This window comes from Micromonospora sp. DT62 (assembly GCF_049847285.1).
GTDB classification, from domain to species: domain Bacteria; phylum Actinomycetota; class Actinomycetes; order Mycobacteriales; family Micromonosporaceae; genus Micromonospora; species Micromonospora reichwaldensis.
In genome coordinates this window covers 132,327-153,838 of record NZ_JBNCOB010000009.1, presented here as the reverse complement: position 1 = coordinate 153,838, position 21,512 = coordinate 132,327, and the positions used below count along the sequence as shown (strand labels likewise).

Below are 21,512 nucleotides of genomic sequence, written 5' to 3'. Positions count from 1 at the left end.
AGGGAGACGTCGACCCCTGTCGTTCCCCTGTTTTCTGTTCTAGGTTCACGCTCGTCGGTGTCGGTTCGATGGACGTCACATCGATGGGGGCCGACCGACTCCCTCCTCCCCATGCCCGAGAAACGGAGCGGCATGAACAGAAACCCGCAATCCGGGTCGCGTCGACGCCTGCTCGTCGCGCTGCCCGCCATCGCCCTCGCCGCCTCGTCACTGACCGTGATCGGCGGCGCGGCGGCGGCGGAGCCCGGCCCCGCCCGAGCCACGATCGGGGCGGACGAGCACTACATCAACTACGCCGAGCCCGCCGTCCAGCCGGACAGCAGCGGCCGCGAGGTCAAGGGCAAGGGCGGCGTCTACGCCCCGGCGGTCGAAGAGGCGCGCGCCTTCGACCGCAAGTACGCCCGCGGCAACCCGGTCGCCGCCGGGCAGCTCGCGAAGCACGAGGCCAAGTCGATCATGACGGGCAAGAGCCCGCGGCAGATCAAGAAGGCCCCGAGCACCCAGACCGCCAAGCTGCTGACCCTGCTGGTGGAGTTCAACGACCAGGCCAACGACGACTTCACCGGCGTCATGGTCCCCAGGACGGTCTTCGAGGACCGGACCTGCGTCCCCGGCACCGTGCAGAACGGGCCCAGGCACAACAAGATCCCGAACCCGGCGAACCTGCCCCACGAGGACAACAACTCGATGTGGGTGCCGGACTTCTCGCCCACCCACTACGACAAGATGCTCTATTCGAAGAAGGGCATCACCGAGCGGGTCCGCAAGGACCTGAAGGGCCCCGACGGCAAGCGGGGCGTCGACCTGACCGGCCGCACGATGCACAACATGTACCTGGAGATGTCCAAGGGCGCGTACACGGTCGACGGGCAGGCCAGCCCGTGGATCACCGTTCCGCACTCCGAGGGCTGGTACGCGGCCTCGCGCTGCTTCCAGGACGAGAACGGCAACTGGGTCCCCGGCCGCCAACAGTCGATGAACGGCCACCCGGACAACCCGCAGGGCGCGGGCCGGCTCGCCACCGACGCGATCGGCGCCCTCGCGCAGGCGGACCCGAACTTCCCGTGGGCCGACTACGACATCGAGGACCAGGGCGACCGCGACGGCGACGGCAACCTCTTCGAGCCGGACGGCGTGATCGACCACCTGGTGCTGGTGCACGCCGGGCAGGGCAAGTCCCGCGGCGGCGGCGCCGAGGGCACGTACGCCGTCTGGGCGCACTCGTCGACGGTGACCGGCGGCTACACCATCCCCGGCACCAACCTCCAGGTCTCGAACTACATCGTGCAGCCGGAGGATGCCGGTGTCGGCGTCTTCGCCCACGAGTTCGGCCACGACCTGGGTCTGCCGGACCTCTACGACACCTCCGGCAACGCCGACTCCGACGTCGACTTCTGGGACCTGATGGCCTCGGGCTCACACTCGGGCGAGATCTTCCAGGCGCTGCCGACGCACATGGGCCTGTGGGACAAGTGGGTGCTCGGCTGGGCCGACCCGCTGACCCTCGCGCCCGGCTCGAACCCGCGTGCCGTGCAGCTCGGCCAGACCTCGCGGACCCCGCGTGGCACCGAGGACGGCATCAAGGTCGACCTGCCGGACAAGGTGATCACGCTGGCGACGCCGCACAGCGGCGCGAACATGTGGTACTCGGGCGCCGACCAGGACTGGGCGGACGTCAGGATCACCCGTCAGGTGGCCGTGCCGGCGGCGGCCGACGCGAAGTTCTGGATGTGGAACAACTTCGTCATCGAGGCCGACTGGGACTTCGGTTTCGTCGAGCTCTCCACCGACGGCGGCGCCACCTGGACCGAGCAGAAGGTCTACGACGCGGCCGGCAACCTCGTCACCACGAACGACGGCTACGCCGACCCGAACGGCCGGATGGTGGACTTCGGCAACAAGAAGTACGGCCTCACCGGTGACACGCACGGCTGGCGGCACGACTACGTCGACCTGTCGGCGTACGCCGGGCAGACCGTGCAGGTCCGGCTCCGCTACGCCACGGACGAGGCGTTCGCGGAGCGCGGCTGGTTCGCCGACGACTTCTCGGTGACCGGCGGCGGCGCCACCACGTGGAGCGACGACGTCGAGGGCGGGGCCAACGGCTGGACGGCGACCGTCGGCAGCTTCGTCGACACCACCGGCCAGGGCTGGCACATCGACACCGGCACCTCGACCCAGGCGCACTACTACCTGGCCGAGTGGCGCAACTTCGACGGCTTCGACAAGGGCCTCAAGTACACCTACGACACGATCTACTCGCGCGACGCGTGGAAGGTCGACCGGGTCTCCTACAACGCCCCGGGCATGCTGGTCTGGTACCGGGACACGGAGCGGGGCGACGTCAACCACACCACGGCGCAGATGACCGCGCTGCCCAGCTACGGCGCCAAGGGCGGTCTGCTGATCGTCGACTCGCACTTCGACCCGTACCGCCGCAAGGGCGAGGCGGCCGTGAAGGACCCGTCGGTGCTGGACAACCTGCCCAGCCGCCCGCAGTCCGCCAACGCGGCCTTCTCGCTGAAGCCCACGTACCCCTTCAAGGAGTGCCTGGAGGCGGCGGACGAGCCGTACAGCGAGTACTGCACCAGCTTCGGTCCGCAGGCGCCCGTGAAGGGCTTCACCGACGCGAAGACCTGGTACCCGGGCATCGAGATGCGTGACGGCTCGCCGTACGCGCGGGACAACGACGCCTCCGTGGTCATCCCGTCGAAGGGCAACGCGCCGTACACGACCCGGGTCACCAACCCGGACGGTACGCCGGCGACGTCCTACTACGGGGTCACCCTGGGCGGCGGCGCCATCGTGCTGGGCACCGGGAACCCCGGCGACCAGGGCGTGTCCTACGGCGTGACCATCACCATCAAGCGCACCGCCCGGGACAACTCGTACGCCACGGTGTACGTCACCCCCGCGAGGAACTGACCCGAGGGTCGGCCGAGCGGAAAAACGGGCGGGGCCCGTCCGGAGAGCGCCCGTGCTCCCCGGACGGGCCCCGCCGCGTGTACACGTCGCCGACGGCCGTAAAGGCCCGACGGACCACCCGTGGGACGGCCGACGGGCACGCCGCCGCCCACTTTTCCGTTACGCGATCACGCTTATCGAAAACCGTCTCTTTGTCCGCAGGTGGGGCCGTTCGCCCTGCTCACCGTGTTGGTGAACGGCCAGGATGTGACGGTGAAAAGCATTCCCAACAAAACTTTGCAACAAATCGACGCATGCATCTTCCCACCGGTCACACGAGTGTCTATGTTCACCATTGGTCCCACTAGTGGGATCGGTAGCACCGGCCCGTACCCCCGTTGGGCCGGTTCCCTCAAACCGGAGGTACCACGTGCGCAAAGTCGCAGTGGGTCTGCTCGGGCTTTCGCTGACGGCGACGGGACTGGCGTTCGGTTCGTCCGCCACCGCCGCGCCGCAGCCGAAGTTGCCGACGGCCGCTCCGTCGGTCGCCGAGCCAGCCCATGTCGACCACGACCTGCCGAACCCGCTGGAGGACAAGCGTCGCGCCCTGCGCCAGGAGGGCCTGAGCGACGTCCTCTCCGGCCGGGCCAAGCCGCAGAAGGTCAACGGCAGCACGGTCGTCAAGGTCGGCAAGACCCAGGCCAAGGGGGCTGCCGCCCGCTCGACCCGGGCCAACGCCGCCACCCAGACGGAAGACCAGTACGTCGAGCTCTCCCGGGAGAAGACGGACCGGATCTTCGTCATCCTCGCCGAGTTCGGCAACGAGCGGCACCCGAGCTACCCGGACCAGGACACCGACCCGGACACCGCGGGTCCGACCCGGTTCGACGGGCCGCTGCACAACGAGATCCCCCAGCCCAACCGGGCGGTGGACAACTCCACGGTGTGGCAGGCGGACTACAACGCCGACTACTACCGCAAGCTCTACTTCGGCACCAACCCCGGTGACGAGTCGGTGAAGCAGTACTACGAGGCCCAGTCCTCGGGTCGCTACAGCGTCGACGGCAAGGTCACCGACTGGGTGAAGGTGAAGTACAACGAGGCCCGCTACGGCCGCTCCGGCGGCTACCCGTGCGCCTCGAACGTCTGCACCAACACCTGGGCGCTGGTCCGCGACGCCGCCAACCAGTGGGTCGCCGACCAGAAGGCCGCCGGCCGCACCGACGCCCAGATCGCCGCCGACCTGTCGGCGATGGACCAGTGGGACCGGTACGACCACGACGGCGACGGCAACTTCAACGAGCCGGACGGCTACATCGACCACTTCCAGATCGTCCACTCCGGTGGCGACGAGGCCGACGGTGACCCGCACCAGGGCGAGGACGCCATCTGGAGCCACCGCTGGTACGCCTTCGCGTCCGACCAGAACTCGACCGGCCCGGTCGGCAACCTGGCCGGCGGCACCCAGATCGGCAACACGGGCATCTGGATCGGCGACTACACCATCCAGCCGGAGAACGGTGGCCGGAGCGTCTTCTACCACGAGTACGCCCACGACCTGGGCCTGCCGGACGACTACAACGTCACCAGTGGTGGGGACAACAACAACGAGCACTGGACCCTGATGGCCCAGAGCCGGCTCGGCGCCAAGACCGACGCCGGCATCGGTGACCGTGGCGGCGACCTCGGCGCGTGGAACAAGCTCCAGCTCGGCTGGCTCGACTACGAGGTGGTCGTCGCGGGGCAGAAGCGGACCATGACCCTCGGCCCGCAGGAGTACAACAGCGACGAGGCGCAGGCCGTCGTCGTGGTGCTCCCGAAGCGTGACTACACGTTCGAGCACGGCGCGCCCTTCGAGGGCAGCAAGCAGTTCTTCTCCGGCAACGCGGACGACCTCAACAGCACGATGACCCGGACCCTGGACTTCACCGGGAAGTCGTCGGCCGCACTGTCGATGAAGGGCCGCTACAACATCGAGGCCGACTACGACTACCTGTTCTTCGAGGCGTCGCTGGACGGCGGCCAGTCCTGGGTGACCCTGCCCGGCACGGCCAACGGCCAGCCGCTCAAGGAGATCTCCGCCGGTCGCTACGCGCTGGACGGCAGCAGCGGCGGCGAGTGGGTCGACGTCAACATCCCCATGGACGTGGCGGCGGGCAAGGTCGCGCAGTTCCGGCTGCGCTACCAGACCGACGGCGGCGTCTCCGAGGGTGGCTTCTACGGTGACGCGATCACCGTGACGGCCGACGGCCAGACCGTCCTCTCCGACGGCGCCGAGACCGGTGCCGCGGGCTGGACGCTCGCTGGTGGCTTCGAGACCGCCGAGAAGAGCTACACCAAGGCGTACGACAACTACTACATCGCGGGCACCCGGCAGTACATCTCGTACGACAAGTACCTGAAGACCGGCCCGTACTTCTTCGGATACCAGAACACCCGCCCGGACTACGTGGACCACTACGCGTACCAGGAGGGTCTGCTGATCTCCTACTGGAACACCCGCTGGGCGGACAACGACACGTTCGCGCACCCGGGTGAGGGTCGCAACCTGATCATCGACGCGCACCCGCGGCCGATCTACAACCTGACCGGCCAGCCCTGGCGGTCCCGCGTCCAGGTCTACGACGCGCCGTTCGGCCTGAAGAAGGCCGACTCGTTCACGCTGCACCTCAACAGCCAGCCGCAGTACATCCGTGGCCAGGCGGCGCAGCCGCTGTTCGACGACACCCAGCAGTACTGGTTCCCGGAGCTGCCGAACCACGGCGTCAAGCTCCCGGCCACCGGCACCAAGATCAAGGTCCTGGAGAAGGACGGCCTCAACACCAAGATCCGCATCTCCTGATCCGCTGATCCCGCACCACCAGCACCACGCGATGCCCGGGCAGGTCACCTGCCCGGGCATCGCCCTTTCCACGGGCGATCCCGACCACGCCGTAGGTCGGCGTCGGAGGTGACCGGCACCGGGGTCCTAGGCTGTCTGCCATGACCGAGCAGCGCGGCGGGCCCGTCGACGAGTCCTGCGTCCTCACCGAGGGGCCGTGGACGCACCGGTTCGTCGGCGCCAACGGCAGTCGCTTCCACGTCGTGGAGGCCGGCACCGGCCCGATGGTGCTCTTCCTGCACGGCTTCCCCGAGCACTGGTGGGCCTGGCACGAGATGCTGCCGGCGATCGCCGACGCCGGCTTCCGGGCCGTCGCGGTCGACCTGCGCGGCTACGGCGCCAGCGACAAGCCGCCCCGGGGGTACGACGGCTACACCCTCGCGGCCGACGTCGCCGGCCTGATCCGGGCCCTCGGCGAACGCTCCGCCACCGTGGTGGGCACCGGCGTCGGCGGCATGATCGCCTGGACGGTGGCCTCGTTCCACCCGTCGCTGGTCCGCCGGCTGGTGGTGCTCGGCGCCCCCCACCCGCTGCGGTTGCGGGCCGCGATCTTCGCCGACCCGCGCGGGCAGTTCGCCGCCGCCACGCCCACCCTGAAGTTCCAGCTGCCCCGCTACGAGCACGTGCTGACCCGCGACGACGCGGAGGCCGTCGAGGAGATGCTGCGCCGCTGGGGCGGGCCGCGCTGGGTCGACGGGCCGGGCTTCGAGGCGTACGCCCAGCGGTGCCGGGAGGCCATGCGCATCCCGCAGGCGGCGTTCTGCGCCCTGGAGGGCTACCGCTGGGCGTTCCGCTCGGTGCTCCGCCTGCACGGCTACCGCTTCGTCCGGCTGATGCAGAAGCCGCTGATCACGCCGACCCTTCAACTGCACGGCGCGCTCGACGAGGCCTCCCTGCCGCGTACCGCCCAGGGCTCCGGCCGGTACGTGGTGGCGCCCTACGAGTGGCGGCTCCTGGACGACATCGGGCACTTCCCGCACGTGGAGGCCGGCGACCTGGTGCTGGGCGAGGTCCTGCGCTGGGCGAAGTCCTGAGTCAGACCCGCTGCTCGCGCAGGTCGGCGACCTCCGCGGCGGGCGCCCAGCCCTGGTAGACGCCGAAGTCGAAGACCTCCAGCCCCATTGCCCGGGCCACCGGCCAGCGTCCGCCCGTGTACTCCACCCGCAGCCAGCCGTCGTGCTCGCCGAGGACGATGAACGGCTGCCCCTGCCAGGTGCAGGTGGTCCGCACGTACGCCAGGTTGTCGAGCTCGGTGGCCGGCAGCACCCGGACGTAGCGGCCGGGGCGGATCTCCTCGAAGCCCTCGCCCGGCTCCGGCTGGTAGAGCCGGACGTCGTCGCCGTCCGGGCTCGCCTGGTACTCCCGGCCCTTCCAGCGGGCCACGTAGCCGTCGCGCATCACTGCTCACCGACCTGTCGCCACCGCAGCGCGTCCGTGTCGAGGATGGCGACCACCCGTTCGGTGCCGTCCGCGCCGATCCGCCACAGCTGCGCGCCGTGCGGCAGCCGGGCGCTGTCCACCTTGAATTCGGCCACCACGTCGCTGCTCTCGCCCGGTGCGAACCCGTTGCCCCGGAACGGCGGGCGCTCGATGACCCAGCCCTCCATGGCCCGCATGGCGGCCTCGTTCTGCCCGCCGTACGGGATGCGGTAGAGGCTCGGCCGGTGCGCGGGCCAGCGCAGCACGTAGATCTCGACGGCGTCCCGGGCGAAGGGGGAATCCGGGTAGCCCAGGCCGAGCGCGTCGTGCAGCTGCGCCGGGGTGTTGAGGTGGGCCAGCTCGCCGGCCCGGTGCACGAAGCCGGAGACCCGGTCGTAGCCCCGCTCCAGGTAGTACGCGAGCTGGCTGGGGGCGACCGCCTTCTGCATCACGATCGGGCGCGCCGGGTCGGGCGCGGGCGGGGCGTAGCGGGGGCGGCTCACCGGTTCCTCGGCGGCGGGCGGCTCGGTCTCGATGTCGTCGCCGAGTCCCACCTCCGCCGCCCAGTTGGCCAGCCCGACGATCTGCTCACCGGGCAGCTTCGCCCCGACCGGGGTGCCCGGGTTGACCGCGAACGACCAGGACTCGTCCGGCCAGCGCCGGATCAACTGGACGAACTTCACCTCGACGGTCTCGACCGTCGCGTCGGTGTGGTCGGCCAGCCGCTTCGGCGAGGTGTGCACCACCACGAACGTCTCGCCGTCCAGTTCCTCCGTACGCCAGACGAAGCCGGGCTCGCCGGGCCGGCTGCCCGGCGCGGAGTCCGCCGCCACCGGCAGCAGCACGCGGGCCAGCAACAGGGTCGACAGGAAGGTGTCGGTGCTGCCGGCGCCGGCGGCGTCGAGCAGGTTCTCCTCGACCTCGTTGGCCGGCTCGAAGTCGACCGGCACGGGACCGGCACCCGACGACACGTCCGCGCTCCCGGTCAGAGGAGCGGTGACCGGCTCGTCGGCGACCGGCGGACCCGGGTCCTCCGCCGGCCCGACGTCGGGAACGCCAGCGTCGGTCGCGACCCCCTGCCGGGTGGCCCCGTCCGTCTCCGGTGCGGGCGCGGCGACGCTGGTCGGCACCGTCGGATCCCCGGACCACGCGCCGACGGGCGGCCCGGCTCCGAGGGGCACGGTCGGGTCCAGAGACACCGTCGCGTCGCCCGACGACACGACCGGCTGCGTACGGTCCAGGGACACCGTCGCGTCGCCCGACCCCGACGACACAACCGGCTGCGTCCGATCGAGGGACACGGTCGGATCCAGGGACACGGTGGCGTCGCCGGACCCCGACGACACAACCGGCTGCGTACGGTCCAGGGACACCGTCGGATCCAGAGACACGGTCGCGTCGCCGGACCCCGACGACACAACCGGCTGCGTACGGTCCAGGGACACCGTCGGATCCAGGGACACGGTGGCGTCGCCGGACCACGACGGGCCGGCGGACCGCATGGTGTCGGCGGGCGCGGGCGGTGCGGGGTCGGCGCTGGCGGCGGTCACCGGTTCCCGGCGGCGCCGGACCGGCTCGAACAGCGAGACGGTCTCCTCGGCGGGCGGGGCCGGCTCGGGGGCAGGCGGCCCGGTGAGGTCCCGCGACTCGATGACGGTGCCCTCGATGACGATGGGCGTGAACCCGCGTCGGGGGGCGGGGGGCCCGGAGACCGGTTCCGCGTCCGCCACCGGCTCCGGCCCGACCGGTTCGGGGGTGGGCTGCCGGCGCGGCAGCGCCTGCGTGAGGTCCTCGGCCGGCTGCGGTCGGTCTGCGCCGTACCCCGGTGGTGGCCCGGGCTCCGGGGCGGGGGCCCGGAGGTCCCGGGTGGCGTCCTCGCCGGGCCCGTGCGGCGGCAGCACCTGCGTGGCCTCGCCTCCGGGCATCGCGAAGGCCCGGGTGGGCTCCCCACCGGCCGCCGTGAAGGCATGGGTCGGTTCCGCGGTCGGCGACGTGAAGGCGTGAGTCGGCTCGCCGGCAGGCGCCGTGAACGCGTGGGTCGGTTCCGCGGTCGGCGCCGTGAAGGCGCGGGTCGGCTCCGCGGTCGGCCCGGTGAAGGCGTGGGTCGGCTCGCCGGCGGGCGCCGTGAAGGCGCGGGTCGGTTCCGCTGTCGGCCCGGTGAAGGTGTGGGTCGGCTCGCCGGCGGGCGCCGTGAAGGCGTGCGTCGGTTCCGCTCCGGTCGGGGCGCTCGGGATCGGGTGGGTCGCCTCCCCCGGTGCCGGCTCCCCGAGCGGCCGGCGGCGGGGGAACGGCTGGCTGCCGGGTGCGAGGCGGGACGGCGGGACCGCCCGCTCGCCCGAGCGCAGCGCCTCCTGCCGGTGGGCGGCCGCGCGACCGGAGGCCGGCTCGAAGAACGACCGGTTCGGCCGCTCCGGGGCCTCCCCGGCCGGGCGACCGTTTGTCGACGGCGAGGGGTGGGCGTCGGGCGTCGGCAGGCCCCTCGGGCGCTCGGTGAGCGGCGCGGGACGCGGCGGCGGGAGCCGGTCGGGGGCCGCCACGGCGTCGAACCGGGCGGGTCCGCCGGCCGTCGGGTCGCCACGCCTCGAATCCGGGTGGTCCGCCGGGGGCGTGGGCGGGACGAGCGGGTGGGCCGAGCCGGGTCGGGCGGGTGCGGGGATCCGGCCGGTGGCCGGCGCGGCCGTGGGCTCGGGCCGGAACGTGCCGTCGGGCCGGGCCACACCGGTGGTCGGCCCGGTGGTCGGCCCGCCCGACATGTCCTGGCCTGCGGCCTGGGCCCGCGCCCGGGCGGCCGTCTCCACGCGTTCCAGCCGGGCCCGCGCACCCATGGTGCGGCCGGGCAGCCGGACGTCGCCCCGGGAGAGCTGGGCGACGAACCAGGCCGGCAGGTAGCCCTCGATGGGCAGCCCGGGATTGACCGCCAGCCACCACTCGTGGTTGGGCCAGCTGTCGGACAGATCGGCGTACGAGATGCGCCGGACGGCGCCACCGTGCTCGCCGAGACAGGCGCGCACCGCCGCTCCGGAGGTGAACGCCAGCACGTGGGTACGGCCACCTGTGCTCCAGGTGCCCCAGCCCACCGGTGCCGTCCCCGCGAGCGCCTCGGCGGAGACCGGCAGCAGCAGTTCGGTCCGGGCCAGGACGCGGAAGTAGAGCTGTTGGTCGTTGGCGCGTAGCGCGTCCCGCATCGCCGCTTCGGCGTCGGTGGCCGGCTCCCACTCGGTCACGGCCACCCCTCCTCCCGCGCACAGGCCATAGGTATCGCGTACAACCTACAAGGTAGAAGCAAGATCACAATCGCTGGCCGGCGGCGGTGCGCCCGGGGCCGCCACAAGCGATAACATCCCGTTCCGGAGTCGACACGATACGGAGGCGGTCGATGTCCCGGTCCCCCTCACGCCCGCTCCTCGCCGCCCTCGCGACGGCGGTGCTGACCGCCGTTCCGGCCACCCCCACGATCGCCGGCCGCCCGGCCGGGCCCGCCCCCGGCCCGGTGCCGGCCGGCTGGTCCGCGTCCGCGCCGACCGCCGCGCGGGCGGCCCCCGGCTGCGCCTCGCCCCTCGCCCCGGTGCGGCCGGTGTCCGCGCGCCCCTGGCCCCAGCAGCGGTACGCCCCGGAGCGGCTGGCACCGCTCGCCACCGGCGCCGGGGTGACGGTGGCGGTGATCGACTCGGGGGTGGATCGGCGGCACCCGCAGCTGACCGGCCGGGTGCTCGACGGCACCGACCTGCTCGACCCGGGCGGCGACGGCAGCCGGGACTGCGCCGGCCACGGCACCGGTGTGGCGAGCATCATCGCTGCCGCCCCCCGCGACGGGACGGCGTTCCGGGGGCTGGCCCCGGGCGCCCGGATCCTGCCGGTACGGGTCAGCGAGCAGCAGGTGGTCGAGGGGCGGGAGTCGGGGCGCACGGTCAGCGCCGGGGACTTCGCCCGCGCCGTCCGCTGGGCGGTCGACCACGACGCCGACGTGCTCAACCTCTCCGTCGTCCTGTACGCGGATGACCCCGCGGTGCGGGCCGCGATCGGCTACGCGGTCGACCGGGACGTGGTCGTGGTGGCCGCCGCCGGGAACCTGCACGACGCCGGTGATCCCCGGCCCTACCCGGCCGCGTACGACGGGGTGCTCGGGGTGGGCGCGATCGGGGCGGACGGGGCACGGGCACCGTTCTCTCAGACCGGCTCGTACGTCGACCTGGTCGCCCCGGGCAGCGACGTGCTGATGGCCGCCCCGGGCGCGGGCCACCACCGGGCCGAGGGCACCAGCTATGCGGCGCCCTTCGTGACGGCCACCGCCGCGCTGCTGCGCCAGTACCGGCCGGAGCTGACCGCGGTGCAGGTGGCGCAGCGGATCGTGGCGACCGCCGATCCTGCCCCGGGCGACGGTCGGGGCGGCGGGTACGGCGCGGGGGTGCTGAACCCGTACCGGGCGGTCACCGAGACCGGGGGAACGTCGGAGCGGGCGCGTCAGTTCAGCGCGCTCGCGGACGACCGGGCCGAACCGGCGGTGCTGGCGCAGCGGGCCCGCCGGGCGACGGCCCGGGACCGGGCGCTGCTGGTGGCGGGGGCCAGCGGGGCGGTGGTGGCCCTGGCGGCGCTGCTGGCGCTCGTCGTGCCGCGCGGGGCCCGCCGCCGCTGGCGGCCGGCCGACCCCGTGTGACCCGGCCGGGCGGTCTGCGGCCGTCGCCCCGCCTGACCCGGCCTGCGGTCTGCGACCGTCGCGTCCGGGTGCCCACCGGCGGTCGAGGTGCCAGGAACGGCCGGTGGTGGCGCCGACCGGCTCACGATCGACGCCACCACCGGGCGGGGCCTACTGGAACAGGCCGACGTTCTTCTTCTCCGTGTCGAGGTAGTCGGCGGCGGAGTCGTCCACCGCGAGCTTGATGTCGCGCAGCATGACCTGGAGGTCCTGCGAGGCCGACCGCCAGCGGCGCTGCCGCTGCTCGTAGGCCTGGAGGGCCTCGCCGGACCAGCTCGCCACGAGCGGGGCGGCGTCCCGTTCGAGCTGCCCGAGCTGCGAGTCGAGCGCGTTCAGCGCCTTCTGGATGTCCGCGCTCGCCTGTTGCAGGGCGGCGAAGTTGACGACCAGTACACCGTCCATCGGATGTCTCCTCCCCCGAGACCGGGTCAGAGCGGCAGCTGGATGCCGCCGCGGTTGGTGGTGGACACCCGGCTGGCGGCCTCGGTGTCCGAGACGTCGTAGTGCCGGCCGGCCGTGCGGACGGCGCCGGCGGTCTCCCGCAGCGCCCGCTGAAGCGCCGCCTGGTCCTGTGCCCACTGCTGCTTGACCTGCTCGAACGAGCGCCCGCCGGCACCGCGCCAGGCCTGCTGCAACACCTCCAACTCGGCCATCAGGCTGCTCAGCATGGACTGCAGGGACTGGTCGACCTGCTCGAACTTCGCGGCGGTCTGCTGCATCACCGCTGCTTCTGCCTGGGTCTGGGACACCCGGGACGTCACCTCGTCTCCTCGGTCGTGGCTGGCCGTGAGCGCACCCGCCCACCGGGCGCGCCGCTCGCGCCGCCCGGACGTCGAGCGTGGCGGGCGCGGGGTCAGCGAAACTCGTCGCTGACGGTAGCGGTACCGTCGCGGTTCTGCTACCCCGTGGCCATCCCCTGTGGACGACTGCGGCCCCCATCCCGCCGGACGCTCCCCTTACGATGGGCGGCGTCGATGTCGCGGCGAGTGACCGGTCGAGGAGGCGCGGTGACGGTGACCACCGGCCCGGGCCCGCACCGGCCGACCCCGGGCCATGATCCCGGCCCGACCGCCGCGCCCCTCGCGCCGGCGCCGCCCGGCCTGGCTGGCACGTCCGGGCTCGCTGGCACGTCCGGCCTGGCTGGCCCGATCGGCCTGGCTGGCACGTCCGGCCTGGCTGGCCCGATCGGCCTGGCTGGCCCGATCGGCCCGGCTGATCCGTCCGACACCGTGGCCGGCGCGCCGGCACCCCCGGCCGCCCTGTCGCCGTCGCGGAACCCGGCCGGCCGGCGGAAGGGCGCCGGTGTCCGGGCCGGTCAGGTCGTCGCCACGCAGGTGGCGGTGGCCGCCGTGGTCGCGGCCGCCGGCCGGGGCGTGCTGGTGACGTTGGCCGCCGTGGGGGTGGCCGCGCTGCTGCTGCCCCTGGCCTGGGTGCGGCTGCGGGGGCGGTGGCTCTTCGAGTGGCTGACCACGGGCCTGGGCTACGCCACCCGCCGCCGCGCCCTGCCGCCGGCCGCCGGCCCGGCGGCCCTGCTGGACCTCGTCGACCCGGGCGCGGTCATACGTCCCGCCGAGCTGGCCGGCACGCCGGCCGCCGTGCTGGACGACGCCGCCGGCATGGTGGCCGTGCTGGAGGTCGGCGATCCGGCCGACCTGCTCGGCGACGCTCCCCGCGCGCTGCCCACCCCCGCGTCCCTGCTGCCGGCCGCCGCGCCCGACGGCCCCCCGGTGCGGCTCCAGCTCCTGTTGACGGGCTCCCCGGCGCCCACCGTCGGCGCGGGTGGCGGCGCCGTCGCCACCTCGTACCGGCAGCTGACCGACGGGCGGCTCGCCGGCCGGGAACGGGCCGTGCTCGCCGTGCGGGTGTTGCGGGCCGATGGGTGGACGGGAGAGGAGCTGCGGCGGGCGCTCGCCGGAACGGTGCGCCGCATCGCGCGCCGGGTCGGGCCCGTCACCGCCCGCCCGCTGGGCGAGCACGCGACACTGCGGGTGCTGGCGGAGCTGGCCCACCACGACGACCATCCCGCGCAGGAGTCCTGGCAGGCGGTCCGGGCGGGCGACCTGCTCCAAACCACGTTCCGGCTGCGCCGCTGGCCCGACCCGCGTACCGACGCCGGGCGGCGGCTGGTGACCCGGCTGCTCGCGCTGCCCGCGACGGCGACGACCGTCTCGCTCGGCGTCGGGCCGTGGGCCGGCGCCGACCCCGCGTCGGCGCCGACCGAGCTGGCCGTACGGCTGGCTGCCGCCACCCCTGCGGAGCTCTCGATCGCGGCGCAGGCGCTGCGCCGGCTGGTGGCCGAGGCGGGCGGCGAGGTGCACCGGCTCGACGGCGCGCAGCTCGACGGGTTGGCCGGCACGCTGCCGCTCGCGGCGGCGGGCGCGGCGGGGCCGGGTCCGGCGCCCGACGGCCTGGAGCTGACCCTCGGCGAGGCGGGGCTGATGGTCGGCACGAACCGGCACGGCGGCGCGGTGACCGTCCGGCTGTTCCGGCCGGAGAGCACCCGGGTGATGCTGGTCGGCGGGATACGCGCGGCGCAGCTGGTGGCGGTGCGGGCCATGGCGCTCGGGGCCCGGGTGGTGGTGCAGACCGCCCGCCCGCGCGGGTGGGAGCCGTTCGTCCGGGGCGTCGGCACCCCCGGCGCGATGATCCCGGTGGTGCCGCCGGGCCGCCCGGTGGGCGAGCCGGGGTCGCCGCTGCGCCCGCTGCTGGTGGTGGTCGACGCCGGTTCCACGCCCGCCGAGCCGGAGCCGGCGTCCCCCTGGCGGACGACGCTGCTGGTGCGCGACGAGCTGACCCCCGCCGACGCCGACGCGTTGGGCCGCGCCGACCTGGCCGTGCTGCAACCGCTCGACCCGGCCGAGGCCGCCGTGGCGGGCGCCGCGCTGGGCCTCGGCGGGTCGGCGGAGTGGTTGACCCGGATCCGGGACGACATGGTCGCGGTGGTCAACCGGCGGGCGCTGCGCTGGGCGCTGCTCTCCCCCACCCCGATCGAGTCGCAGCTGATCGGCCGCCCGTCCCGCCGCTGAGCGGGGCGACGGTCGCGGCTTCCGCAGCTTGTCCGTCCGTGGCACGATCCGGCCATGGGTTTCCTCAAAGGGCTGCTGATCCGGCTGGGCAGCACGGCGCTGGCCTTCTGGCTGGCCACGCTGCTCATCCCGGGCATCACGCTGGACTCGGCGTCCGCCAGCGAGACGGTCGTCACGCTGGTCCTCGTCGCGGTGATCTTCGGCGTGGTCAACGCGGTGCTCCAGCCGATCATCAAGACCGTCGGCTGCGGCTTCTACCTGCTGACCCTCGGGTTGATCGCGCTGGTGGTCAACGGGCTGCTGTTCCTGCTCACGAGCTGGATCGCCCACCAGGTCGGGCTGCCCTTCCACGTCGACGGCTTCTGGCCGGATGCGGTGCTCGGCGCGCTGTTCGTCGGCATCGTCACCTGGATCCTCGGGGCCGTCCTGGACCGGGACTGACCCGCCCCGACCAGGGAGAGTCGGGCGGGCGGGCCGACCAGAGGGCGGGAATTGGCCGCTGATCGGGCCGGGTGGCCGGGTTAGCGTCGCGGGCATGTTCACCCTGACCCGCGACGACGGCTACCTGCTCAGCACCGACCCGGCCCGGATCGACCTGGGCCTGGTGCATCACTGGCTCTGCACCGACGCCTACTGGGCGCTCGGGCGGGACCGGGAGACGGTGGCGCGGGCGTTCGCCGGGTCGGTGCCGTTCGGCGTCTACCGCCCGGGTGACGGCCGCCAGGTCGCGGTCGCCCGGGTGGTCACCGACCACGCCACCTTCGCCTGGCTCTGCGACGTCTACGTCGACCCTGGCGAGCGCGGCCGGGGACTGGGCACCTGGCTGGCCGGGGCGGTCCGCGACCACCTCGCCGAGCTGGGCGTACGCCGGATCCTGCTGGCCACCGCCGACGCCCACGCGGTGTACGCCAAGGTCGGGTTCGCCCCGATGACCGATCCGCACCGCTGGATGCAGCTCGACCAGCGGAACCAGCCGGTGAGTCCGGTCACCGGAAAGGAACCGGGCGGCCTCCCGGCCCTTACGGTGGAAACGTGACGCCACTCCGCCTCGGCTACCTCTACGGCTTCGTCGCGTACCTGCTCTGGGGGTTCTTCCCGCTCTACCTGCGGCTGATGCGCCCGGCGGGGCCGCTGGAGATCCTGGCCCACCGCATCGTCTGGTCGGTGGTGTTCGTCGCCCTGCTGCTGGCGGCGATGCGCAACGTCGGTTTCCTGCGGGCACTGCTGCGCCGGCCCCGGGCGTTGGCCGGCATCGGCGTCGCCGCCGCGCTGATCGCGGTGAACTGGGGCACCTACATCTACGGCGTGACCTCCGAGCGGGTGGTGGAGACCGCCCTCGGCTACTTCATCAACCCGCTGGTGGTGGTGCTGCTGGGCGTCACCGTGCTGCGCGAGCGGCTGCGGCCCACGCAGTGGGTGGCGCTCGGCATCGGCGGGCTGGCCGTGGCCGTGCTGGCCGTCGACTACGGCCGGCTGCCGTACCTGGCGCTGGTCCTGGCGTTCAGCTTCGCCGGCTACGGCCTGGCCAAGAAGCAGCTCGGGCTGCCCGCCGCCGAGGGGCTCTTCGTCGAGTCGGCGGTGCTGGCGCTGCCCGCGCTGGCGTACGTGGGGTGGCTCACCGCCCGCGGCGAGGGCACGTTCGGGCAGGTGTCGGTCGGGCACACCCTGCTGCTGGTGTCGGCCGGGGCGGCGACCGCGATCCCGCTGCTGCTCTTCGCCGGGGCGGCGAACCGGCTCCCGCTGACCGGTCTCGGCATGATCCAGTACCTCGCCCCGATCCTCCAGCTCGGCTGCGGGGTGCTGATCTTCCACGAGCCGATGCCGCCGGCCCGGGTCGCCGGCTTCGCCCTGGTCTGGGCCGCGCTGATCGTCTTCACCGTCGACGCCGTACGCCACACCCGCCGCACCCGAGCCGCCACCCTCGCCGCCCGCCGGGCCGAGGCCGTCGCCGCGCCCCACTGACCGGCGCGGGTCAGCGGACGTCGTAGACGAGGACGGGGGTGCCGTCGGCGCGCAGCAGCTCCAGCCGGACCAGCTCCGCGTCGGTGAACCGGGTCGCGCCGGTGATCCGCAGGTCGTCGCCGGGAGCGGCGAGCCAGGAACCGATCTGCTCCGTCGCGCCGTCCGGGCCGTGCGCCACCAGCCGGAAGGTGTACGCCTTGGCGTAGCCGGCCTTCGCGTCGTACCCGCAGCGCATCCGCACCTCGGTGCCCCAGTCGGTGCCGTTGAGGGCGATCTCGGCGTGCACCGGCACCGCGCCGGCGACCGGCTGCATGGCGACCATCCGCACCTCGACCGGGGTCGGGCCGACCGCCTCCCGGGGCAGCAGGGCGGCGGTGCCGACGCCGACGACGAGGGCCGCCACGGCGGCCGCGAGCGTGGTGAGGGCGTACCGGCGGTGGGTGGCCGACCGCTCGCGGCGGCGGCGCTCCCGCGCGGCGGCGAGCAGTTCGGGCACCCGGGGGTTCTCCGGTGGCGGCAGGAACTGCTCCAGCCCGGCCGGGTCGAGCCGGCCGAGCAGACCGGGCAGGACGGCGATCTCGGCGACCGCCTGTCGGCAGGCGGCGCAGCCGGCGAGGTGCCGCTCGTAGGCCACCCGGTCGGCGGGAGCCAGCGCACCCAGCACGTACGCGCCGTCGTCGTGCGCGAACTCGCACCGGGTCATTCCGTCACCCCCATCTCGGCCAAAACCAACCGTAGTGAGCGCAGGGCGTAGTGGGTCCGGGACTTGACCGTGCCGGGCGGCACGCCCAGCCGGGAGGCCGCCTCCGCCACCGACCGCCCCTGGTAGAAGCACTCGACCAGCACCTCCCGGTGGGTGGGGCTGAGCCGGTTCAGCGCCTCGGCGACCGTCCACGCCTCCACCGCCCGTTCCGCCTCGTCCACGGCCTCGGGAGGCTCGGGCAGCTCGTCGGTGTAGACCTCGCCGACCCGGGCGGAGCGGCGCCGCCAGGCGTCGATGGCCAGGTTGCGGGCGGTCGTGAAGAGCCAGGACCGGATCGAGCCGCGCGTCGGATCGAGCGCCTCCGGGTGCCGCCAGGCCCGCAGCAGCGTCTCCTGCACCAGATCCTCGGCCCGCTGCCGGTCGCCGTTGACCAGCCGCAGGGCGTGCGCGTACAGCGCCTCCGCGTGCTCGTCGTGCAGCGCGCGGAGCAGTTGGGCGTCGTGGTCGCTGATGGCGGGTCTCCTCGCTGTCGACGCGAGTCCGGCGGTGGCGTTCGCACGGGAATACGTGCCGCCGCCCCGATCGGTTCAGCCGCAGGTCACCGTGGCACCCCCGGCCGAGGTGTTCACGCCCGGTTCACACCGCCGCCGACGGTCGCTCACCGCGCCCTCCTAGCGTCCGGCGGGTACGCACGCCAACGGTTGGTCCGGCGTGCACCGACCCCGTCAGGAGGCTCCTTCCATGAGCGACCGTCCCCGGCTACTCCCGTTGCTGGGCGCCACCCGCCACGGCAGCCGCGACGCCATGACCTGTCTCTACCGGTGCGGCAACGCGTGCGACCACCCCGTGCCCAACACGTCCGACAACGCGTACTTCGGGGACGTGGTGAACGCGGAGGTGTCCCGGCGCGGCGTGGTCCGGGCCGGCGCGGTCGGCGCGCTGGTCCTCGGCTTCGGCGGCGCGGTGGCCGGCGCCGCCCCCGCCGCGGCGGCCCCCGCCACCGCCGTGGTCCCCGGTGCCGCCGGCTTCGACCGTCCCGCCGGCGGCGTCGGCAGCGGCGCGCTGACCTTCAAGCCCGTCCCGCCGAACACCCTCGACAGCCTCGTCGTGCCCAACGGGTACGACCACGCGGTCGTCCTGCGCTGGGGCGATCCGGTGGTGCCGGGCGCCCCCGAGTTCGACGTGCGCGCCCAGAGCGCCGCCGCCCAGGCCCGGCAGTTCGGCTACAACAACGACTTCGTCGGGGTACTGCCGCTGGACGGGCGCCGCCGCGCGCTGCTCGTGGTCAACCACGAGTACACCAACGAGGACCTGATGTTCCCCGGCTTCACGAGCCAGGACGCGCTGAGCGTCGAGCAGCTGCGGATCGCGATGGCGGCGCACGGCATGTCGGTGGTGGAGCTGGAGCGGGTCGACGACACCGGGCAGTGGCGGCCGGTCACCAGGGGCCGGCGGCCGTACAACCGGCGGGTCACGGCGCTGGCCACGAAGTTCGAGCTGACCGGACCGGCCGCCGGCTCGGTCCACCTGCGGACGGCCGCCGACCCGAAGGGCCGTACGGTCGTCGGCACGCTGAACAACTGCGCCGGCGGGGTGACCCCGTGGGGCACCGTGCTCTCCGGCGAGGAGAACTTCAACCAGTACTTCGTCGGCGGCGACGCGGTGGCCGAGGAGGTCAGGCCGAAGCTGGCCCGGTACGGCATCACCACCACGACGCGCCACCCGAGCGGCAGCCGCAAGTGGGAGCGCGCCGACGAGCGGTTCGACCTGGCGAAGCACCCAAACGAGGCCAACCGGCACGGCTGGATCGTGGAGATCGACCCGTACGACCCGGAGAGCCGCCCGCGCAAGCACACCGCGCTGGGCCGGTTCAAGCACGAGGGCGCGAACGTCATCGTCGCCAGGAACGGGCACGTGGTCGCGTACATGGGCGACGACGAGCGGTTCGACTACCTGTACAAGTTCGTCTCCGACAAGAAGTTCATGAAGGGCGACTCCCGGGTGGCCCGCCGGCACAACCTGACCCTGCTGGAGTCGGGCACCCTCTACGTCGCCAGGCTCGACGGGACCAGCGCCGGCGAGATCGACGGTTCCGGCCGGCTCCCGGCCGACGGGGCGTTCGACGGCCGGGGCCGGTGGATCAGGCTGGTCAGCGGCAACCGCTCGTACGTCGACGGGATGACGGCCGCCGACGTGCTCACCTTCACCCGGCTGGCCGGCGACAAGGTCGGCGCGACCAAGATGGACCGCCCGGAGGACGTCGAGCCGAGCCTGCTCACCGGCAAGGTGTACGTGGCGTTGACCAACAACACCGACCGGGGCAGGGTCGGCAAGCCGGCCGCCGACGAGGCGAACCCGCGCAACTCGAACAAGCACGGTCAGGTGCTGGAGCTGGTCGAGGACCGTGGTGACAACGCGGGCGAGACCTTCGCCTGGTCGCTGCCGATCGTCGCCGGTGACCCGGCGGACCCGTCGACCTTCTTCGCCGGGTACGACAAGACGAGGGTCTCCCCGATCTCCTGCCCGGACAACGTGGCGTTCGACGCCACCGGGAACCTCTGGATCTCCACGGACGGCAACGCGCTGGGCAGCAACGACGGGCTCTTCGCCACGGCCGTCGAGGGGCCGGAGCGGGGCCACCTGAAGCAGTTCCTCACCGTGCCGGTGGGCGCGGAGGCCTGCGGCCCGTTCATCACCGGGGACAACCGTTCGGTCTTCGTGGCGGTGCAGCACCCGGGCGAACTCAGTGGCGCCTCGGTCGAGAAGCCGGCCTCGAACTGGCCGGACGGCGACTACGCCAAGCCGGGCGTGGTGGTCGCCTGGCGCCTGGACGGCGGGCCGATCGGCAGCTGACCACCCGTCGGGCGGTCCGCCGCCGGACCGCCACCGTGGCCCTCTCCCAGCCGGGGAGAGGGCCACGGTCGTCGCGGCCCGACGCGGCCGGCGCCCCGGGCGGCAGGCGGGACACGCAGGCGTGCCCGGGCGGGCCGGGTCAGCTGTCGGCGGCCAGGCCGTCGGCGATCGTCCGGGCGACGGTCAGCAGCTTCGCCCGGACCACGCGGGCGGAGGTCATCATCTCGCCGGCCGGCAGCGCGCAGGCCAGCACGACCCGGCGCTCCATGTCCTTGTCGGGGCTGACCAGCACCGCGGCGCAGGCGACGCCCTGCCGGAACTGCCCCAGCTCCAGCTGCATGCCCCGCCGGTCCCCGGCGGCCAGGTCGACCTCGAACGCCTCGGAGGTGGTCAGGGTGGCGGTGGTGAAGGGACGCATGCCGTAGTCGCGCAGGTAGCGGAAGCGCTGCTCGGCGGTCATCGTGGCGAGCAACGCCTTGCCGAGGGCGGTCGCGTGCGCTCCCTCGTCGAACCCGGGCACCAGGTCCTCCAGGTACGGCGAGCGCGGGCCCTCGGCCACGGCCGTGACCGCCACCTGGCCGCCCACGAACCGGCCGAGGTAGTGGCTGTAGCCGGTGTCCATGGCGGCCCGGCGCAGGCTCTCCCCGACCGCGGGCGGCCCCCGGAACGCCGTCACCAGCTCGCGGTAGCGGTCGGCCACCTCCAGGCCCACGATGTACGTGCCGTCCTCGCGGCGGATCACGTAGCCCTCGTAGGCCAGGGTGCGGACCAGGTGGTAGGTCGTCGCCACGGTCAGCTCGCAGCGCCGGGCGATCTGTTTGACGGTGAGCCCCTTCGGGGCGCGACCGACCGACTCGAGCACTCGTAGCGCGCGGGACACGCTCCGGATGAGATCCGAAGGTTCCGCCAAGGGGTCGCGCACAACCACCTCCGCCGCCGGGGACTTACACCATATGAAAAACAGGCCCGGTTCGAAATGCCCGTTCGGGTGGAGGATGCCAGATCGTCATGAACGTCGCGTTGCTCGACAGGCACGTTCCGTGACGAAAACCCCGCTCGCGTAGGTTTGCC

At 73.5% G+C, this 21,512-nt stretch carries 16 protein-coding genes; 9 read left to right on the top strand and 7 right to left on the bottom strand.

The window, feature by feature from the left end:
• Nucleotides 1-132 precede the first annotated feature (132 nt).
• The 3 genes from ACPXCB_RS15810 (at nt 133) to ACPXCB_RS15800 (ending at nt 6,819) form a co-directional block, all read left to right on the top strand.
• On the top strand, nt 133-2,925 hold the full coding sequence (locus tag ACPXCB_RS15810; RefSeq protein ID WP_425876078.1) for an immune inhibitor A domain-containing protein: 2,793 nt from the start codon (nt 133-135) through the stop codon (nt 2,923-2,925).
• A 424-nt stretch (nt 2,926-3,349) separates the two neighbouring features.
• Nucleotides 3,350-5,746: an immune inhibitor A domain-containing protein gene (locus tag ACPXCB_RS15805; RefSeq protein ID WP_425876183.1), complete on the top strand. Its 2,397-nt coding sequence runs from the start codon at nt 3,350-3,352 to the stop codon at nt 5,744-5,746.
• A gap of 140 nt (nt 5,747-5,886) precedes the next feature.
• Nucleotides 5,887-6,819 carry an alpha/beta fold hydrolase gene (locus tag ACPXCB_RS15800; RefSeq protein ID WP_425876076.1) on the top strand — a complete coding sequence of 311 codons (933 nt, stop codon included), beginning with the start codon at nt 5,887-5,889 and terminating at the stop codon, nt 6,817-6,819.
• Between the two features lies 1 nt (nt 6,820).
• Here ACPXCB_RS15800 and ACPXCB_RS15795 read toward each other — a convergent pair whose 3' ends face one another.
• Both ACPXCB_RS15795 and ACPXCB_RS15790 read right to left on the bottom strand, forming a co-directional pair.
• Nucleotides 6,821-7,186, bottom strand: a complete 366-nt coding sequence (locus ACPXCB_RS15795; RefSeq protein WP_425876074.1) for a hypothetical protein — start codon at nt 7,184-7,186, stop codon at nt 6,821-6,823.
• On the bottom strand, nt 7,183-10,428 hold the full coding sequence (locus ACPXCB_RS15790) for an SseB family protein (protein ID WP_425876072.1): 3,246 nt from the start codon (nt 10,426-10,428) through the stop codon (nt 7,183-7,185). Before ACPXCB_RS15790 ends, ACPXCB_RS15795 begins: the two co-directional genes overlap by 4 nt.
• Nucleotides 10,429-10,580: 152 nt before the next feature.
• On the opposite strand from ACPXCB_RS15790, the gene mycP reads away from it, so the two are divergent.
• A complete protein-coding gene (gene mycP / locus ACPXCB_RS15785) occupies nt 10,581-11,858 on the top strand; it encodes a type VII secretion-associated serine protease mycosin (RefSeq protein WP_425876070.1) in 1,278 nt (425 codons plus the stop codon).
• Nucleotides 11,859-12,008: 150 nt separating this feature from the next.
• Here the strand turns inward: mycP and ACPXCB_RS15780 are convergent, their stop codons facing one another.
• Together ACPXCB_RS15780 and ACPXCB_RS15775 are read right to left on the bottom strand one after the other, a co-directional pair.
• Nucleotides 12,009-12,299, bottom strand: coding sequence for a WXG100 family type VII secretion target (locus tag ACPXCB_RS15780; RefSeq protein WP_132232078.1), 291 nt, complete (start codon nt 12,297-12,299; stop codon nt 12,009-12,011).
• 26 nt (nt 12,300-12,325) lie between these two features.
• Entirely contained in the window at nt 12,326-12,646 is a 321-nt protein-coding gene (locus ACPXCB_RS15775) for a WXG100 family type VII secretion target (protein WP_425876181.1), read from the bottom strand.
• A 480-nt stretch (nt 12,647-13,126) separates the two neighbouring features.
• On the opposite strand from ACPXCB_RS15775, the gene eccE reads away from it, so the two are divergent.
• The 4 genes from eccE to rarD all read left to right on the top strand — a co-directional run bounded on the left by eccE (nt 13,127) and on the right by rarD (nt 16,885).
• Nucleotides 13,127-14,923 (top strand): type VII secretion protein EccE, encoded by a 1,797-nt coding sequence (eccE, locus tag ACPXCB_RS15770; RefSeq protein WP_425876179.1) that lies wholly within the window; start codon nt 13,127-13,129, stop codon nt 14,921-14,923.
• Nucleotides 14,924-14,977: 54 nt separating this feature from the next.
• On the top strand, nt 14,978-15,364 hold the full coding sequence (locus tag ACPXCB_RS15765) for a phage holin family protein (protein ID WP_425876068.1): 387 nt from the start codon (nt 14,978-14,980) through the stop codon (nt 15,362-15,364).
• 94 nt (nt 15,365-15,458) lie between these two features.
• Nucleotides 15,459-15,959 (top strand): GNAT family N-acetyltransferase, encoded by a 501-nt coding sequence (locus tag ACPXCB_RS15760; protein WP_425876066.1) that lies wholly within the window; start codon nt 15,459-15,461, stop codon nt 15,957-15,959.
• Nucleotides 15,956-16,885 carry an EamA family transporter RarD gene (gene rarD, locus ACPXCB_RS15755; protein ID WP_425876064.1) on the top strand — a complete coding sequence of 310 codons (930 nt, stop codon included), beginning with the start codon at nt 15,956-15,958 and terminating at the stop codon, nt 16,883-16,885. The genes ACPXCB_RS15760 and rarD overlap by 4 nt, the downstream gene beginning before the upstream one ends.
• A 10-nt stretch (nt 16,886-16,895) precedes the next feature.
• Here rarD and ACPXCB_RS15750 read toward each other — a convergent pair whose 3' ends face one another.
• Together ACPXCB_RS15750 and ACPXCB_RS15745 are read right to left on the bottom strand one after the other, a co-directional pair.
• A complete protein-coding gene (locus ACPXCB_RS15750; RefSeq protein WP_425876062.1) occupies nt 16,896-17,588 on the bottom strand; it encodes an anti-sigma factor family protein in 693 nt (230 codons plus the stop codon).
• Nucleotides 17,585-18,079 carry a sigma-70 family RNA polymerase sigma factor gene (locus ACPXCB_RS15745; protein WP_255474788.1) on the bottom strand — a complete coding sequence of 165 codons (495 nt, stop codon included), beginning with the start codon at nt 18,077-18,079 and terminating at the stop codon, nt 17,585-17,587. Before ACPXCB_RS15745 ends, ACPXCB_RS15750 begins: the two co-directional genes overlap by 4 nt.
• Before the next feature lie 250 nt (nt 18,080-18,329).
• Here ACPXCB_RS15745 and ACPXCB_RS15740 point away from each other — a divergent pair, with 250 nt between their 5' ends.
• Nucleotides 18,330-20,441: a PhoX family protein gene (locus ACPXCB_RS15740; RefSeq protein WP_425876060.1), complete on the top strand. Its 2,112-nt coding sequence runs from the start codon at nt 18,330-18,332 to the stop codon at nt 20,439-20,441.
• A gap of 139 nt (nt 20,442-20,580) precedes the next feature.
• Here ACPXCB_RS15740 and ACPXCB_RS15735 read toward each other — a convergent pair whose 3' ends face one another.
• Nucleotides 20,581-21,363, bottom strand: a complete 783-nt coding sequence (locus ACPXCB_RS15735) for an IclR family transcriptional regulator (RefSeq protein WP_151454895.1) — start codon at nt 21,361-21,363, stop codon at nt 20,581-20,583.
• Nucleotides 21,364-21,512 lie beyond the last annotated feature (149 nt).

Coding starts and splice junctions, on each gene's coding strand:
- ACPXCB_RS15810 (WP_425876078.1), top strand. CDS start 133: ATGAACAGAAACCCGCAATCCGGGTCGCGTCGACGCCTGCTCGTCGCG.
- ACPXCB_RS15800 (WP_425876076.1), top strand. CDS start 5,887: ATGACCGAGCAGCGCGGCGGGCCCGTCGACGAGTCCTGCGTCCTCACC.
- mycP (WP_425876070.1), top strand. CDS start 10,581: ATGTCCCGGTCCCCCTCACGCCCGCTCCTCGCCGCCCTCGCGACGGCG.
- ACPXCB_RS15780 (WP_132232078.1), bottom strand. CDS start 12,299: ATGGACGGTGTACTGGTCGTCAACTTCGCCGCCCTGCAACAGGCGAGC.
- ACPXCB_RS15765 (WP_425876068.1), top strand. CDS start 14,978: ATGGGTTTCCTCAAAGGGCTGCTGATCCGGCTGGGCAGCACGGCGCTG.
- ACPXCB_RS15760 (WP_425876066.1), top strand. CDS start 15,459: ATGTTCACCCTGACCCGCGACGACGGCTACCTGCTCAGCACCGACCCG.
- ACPXCB_RS15750 (WP_425876062.1), bottom strand. CDS start 17,588: ATGACCCGGTGCGAGTTCGCGCACGACGACGGCGCGTACGTGCTGGGT.
- ACPXCB_RS15740 (WP_425876060.1), top strand. CDS start 18,330: ATGAGCGACCGTCCCCGGCTACTCCCGTTGCTGGGCGCCACCCGCCAC.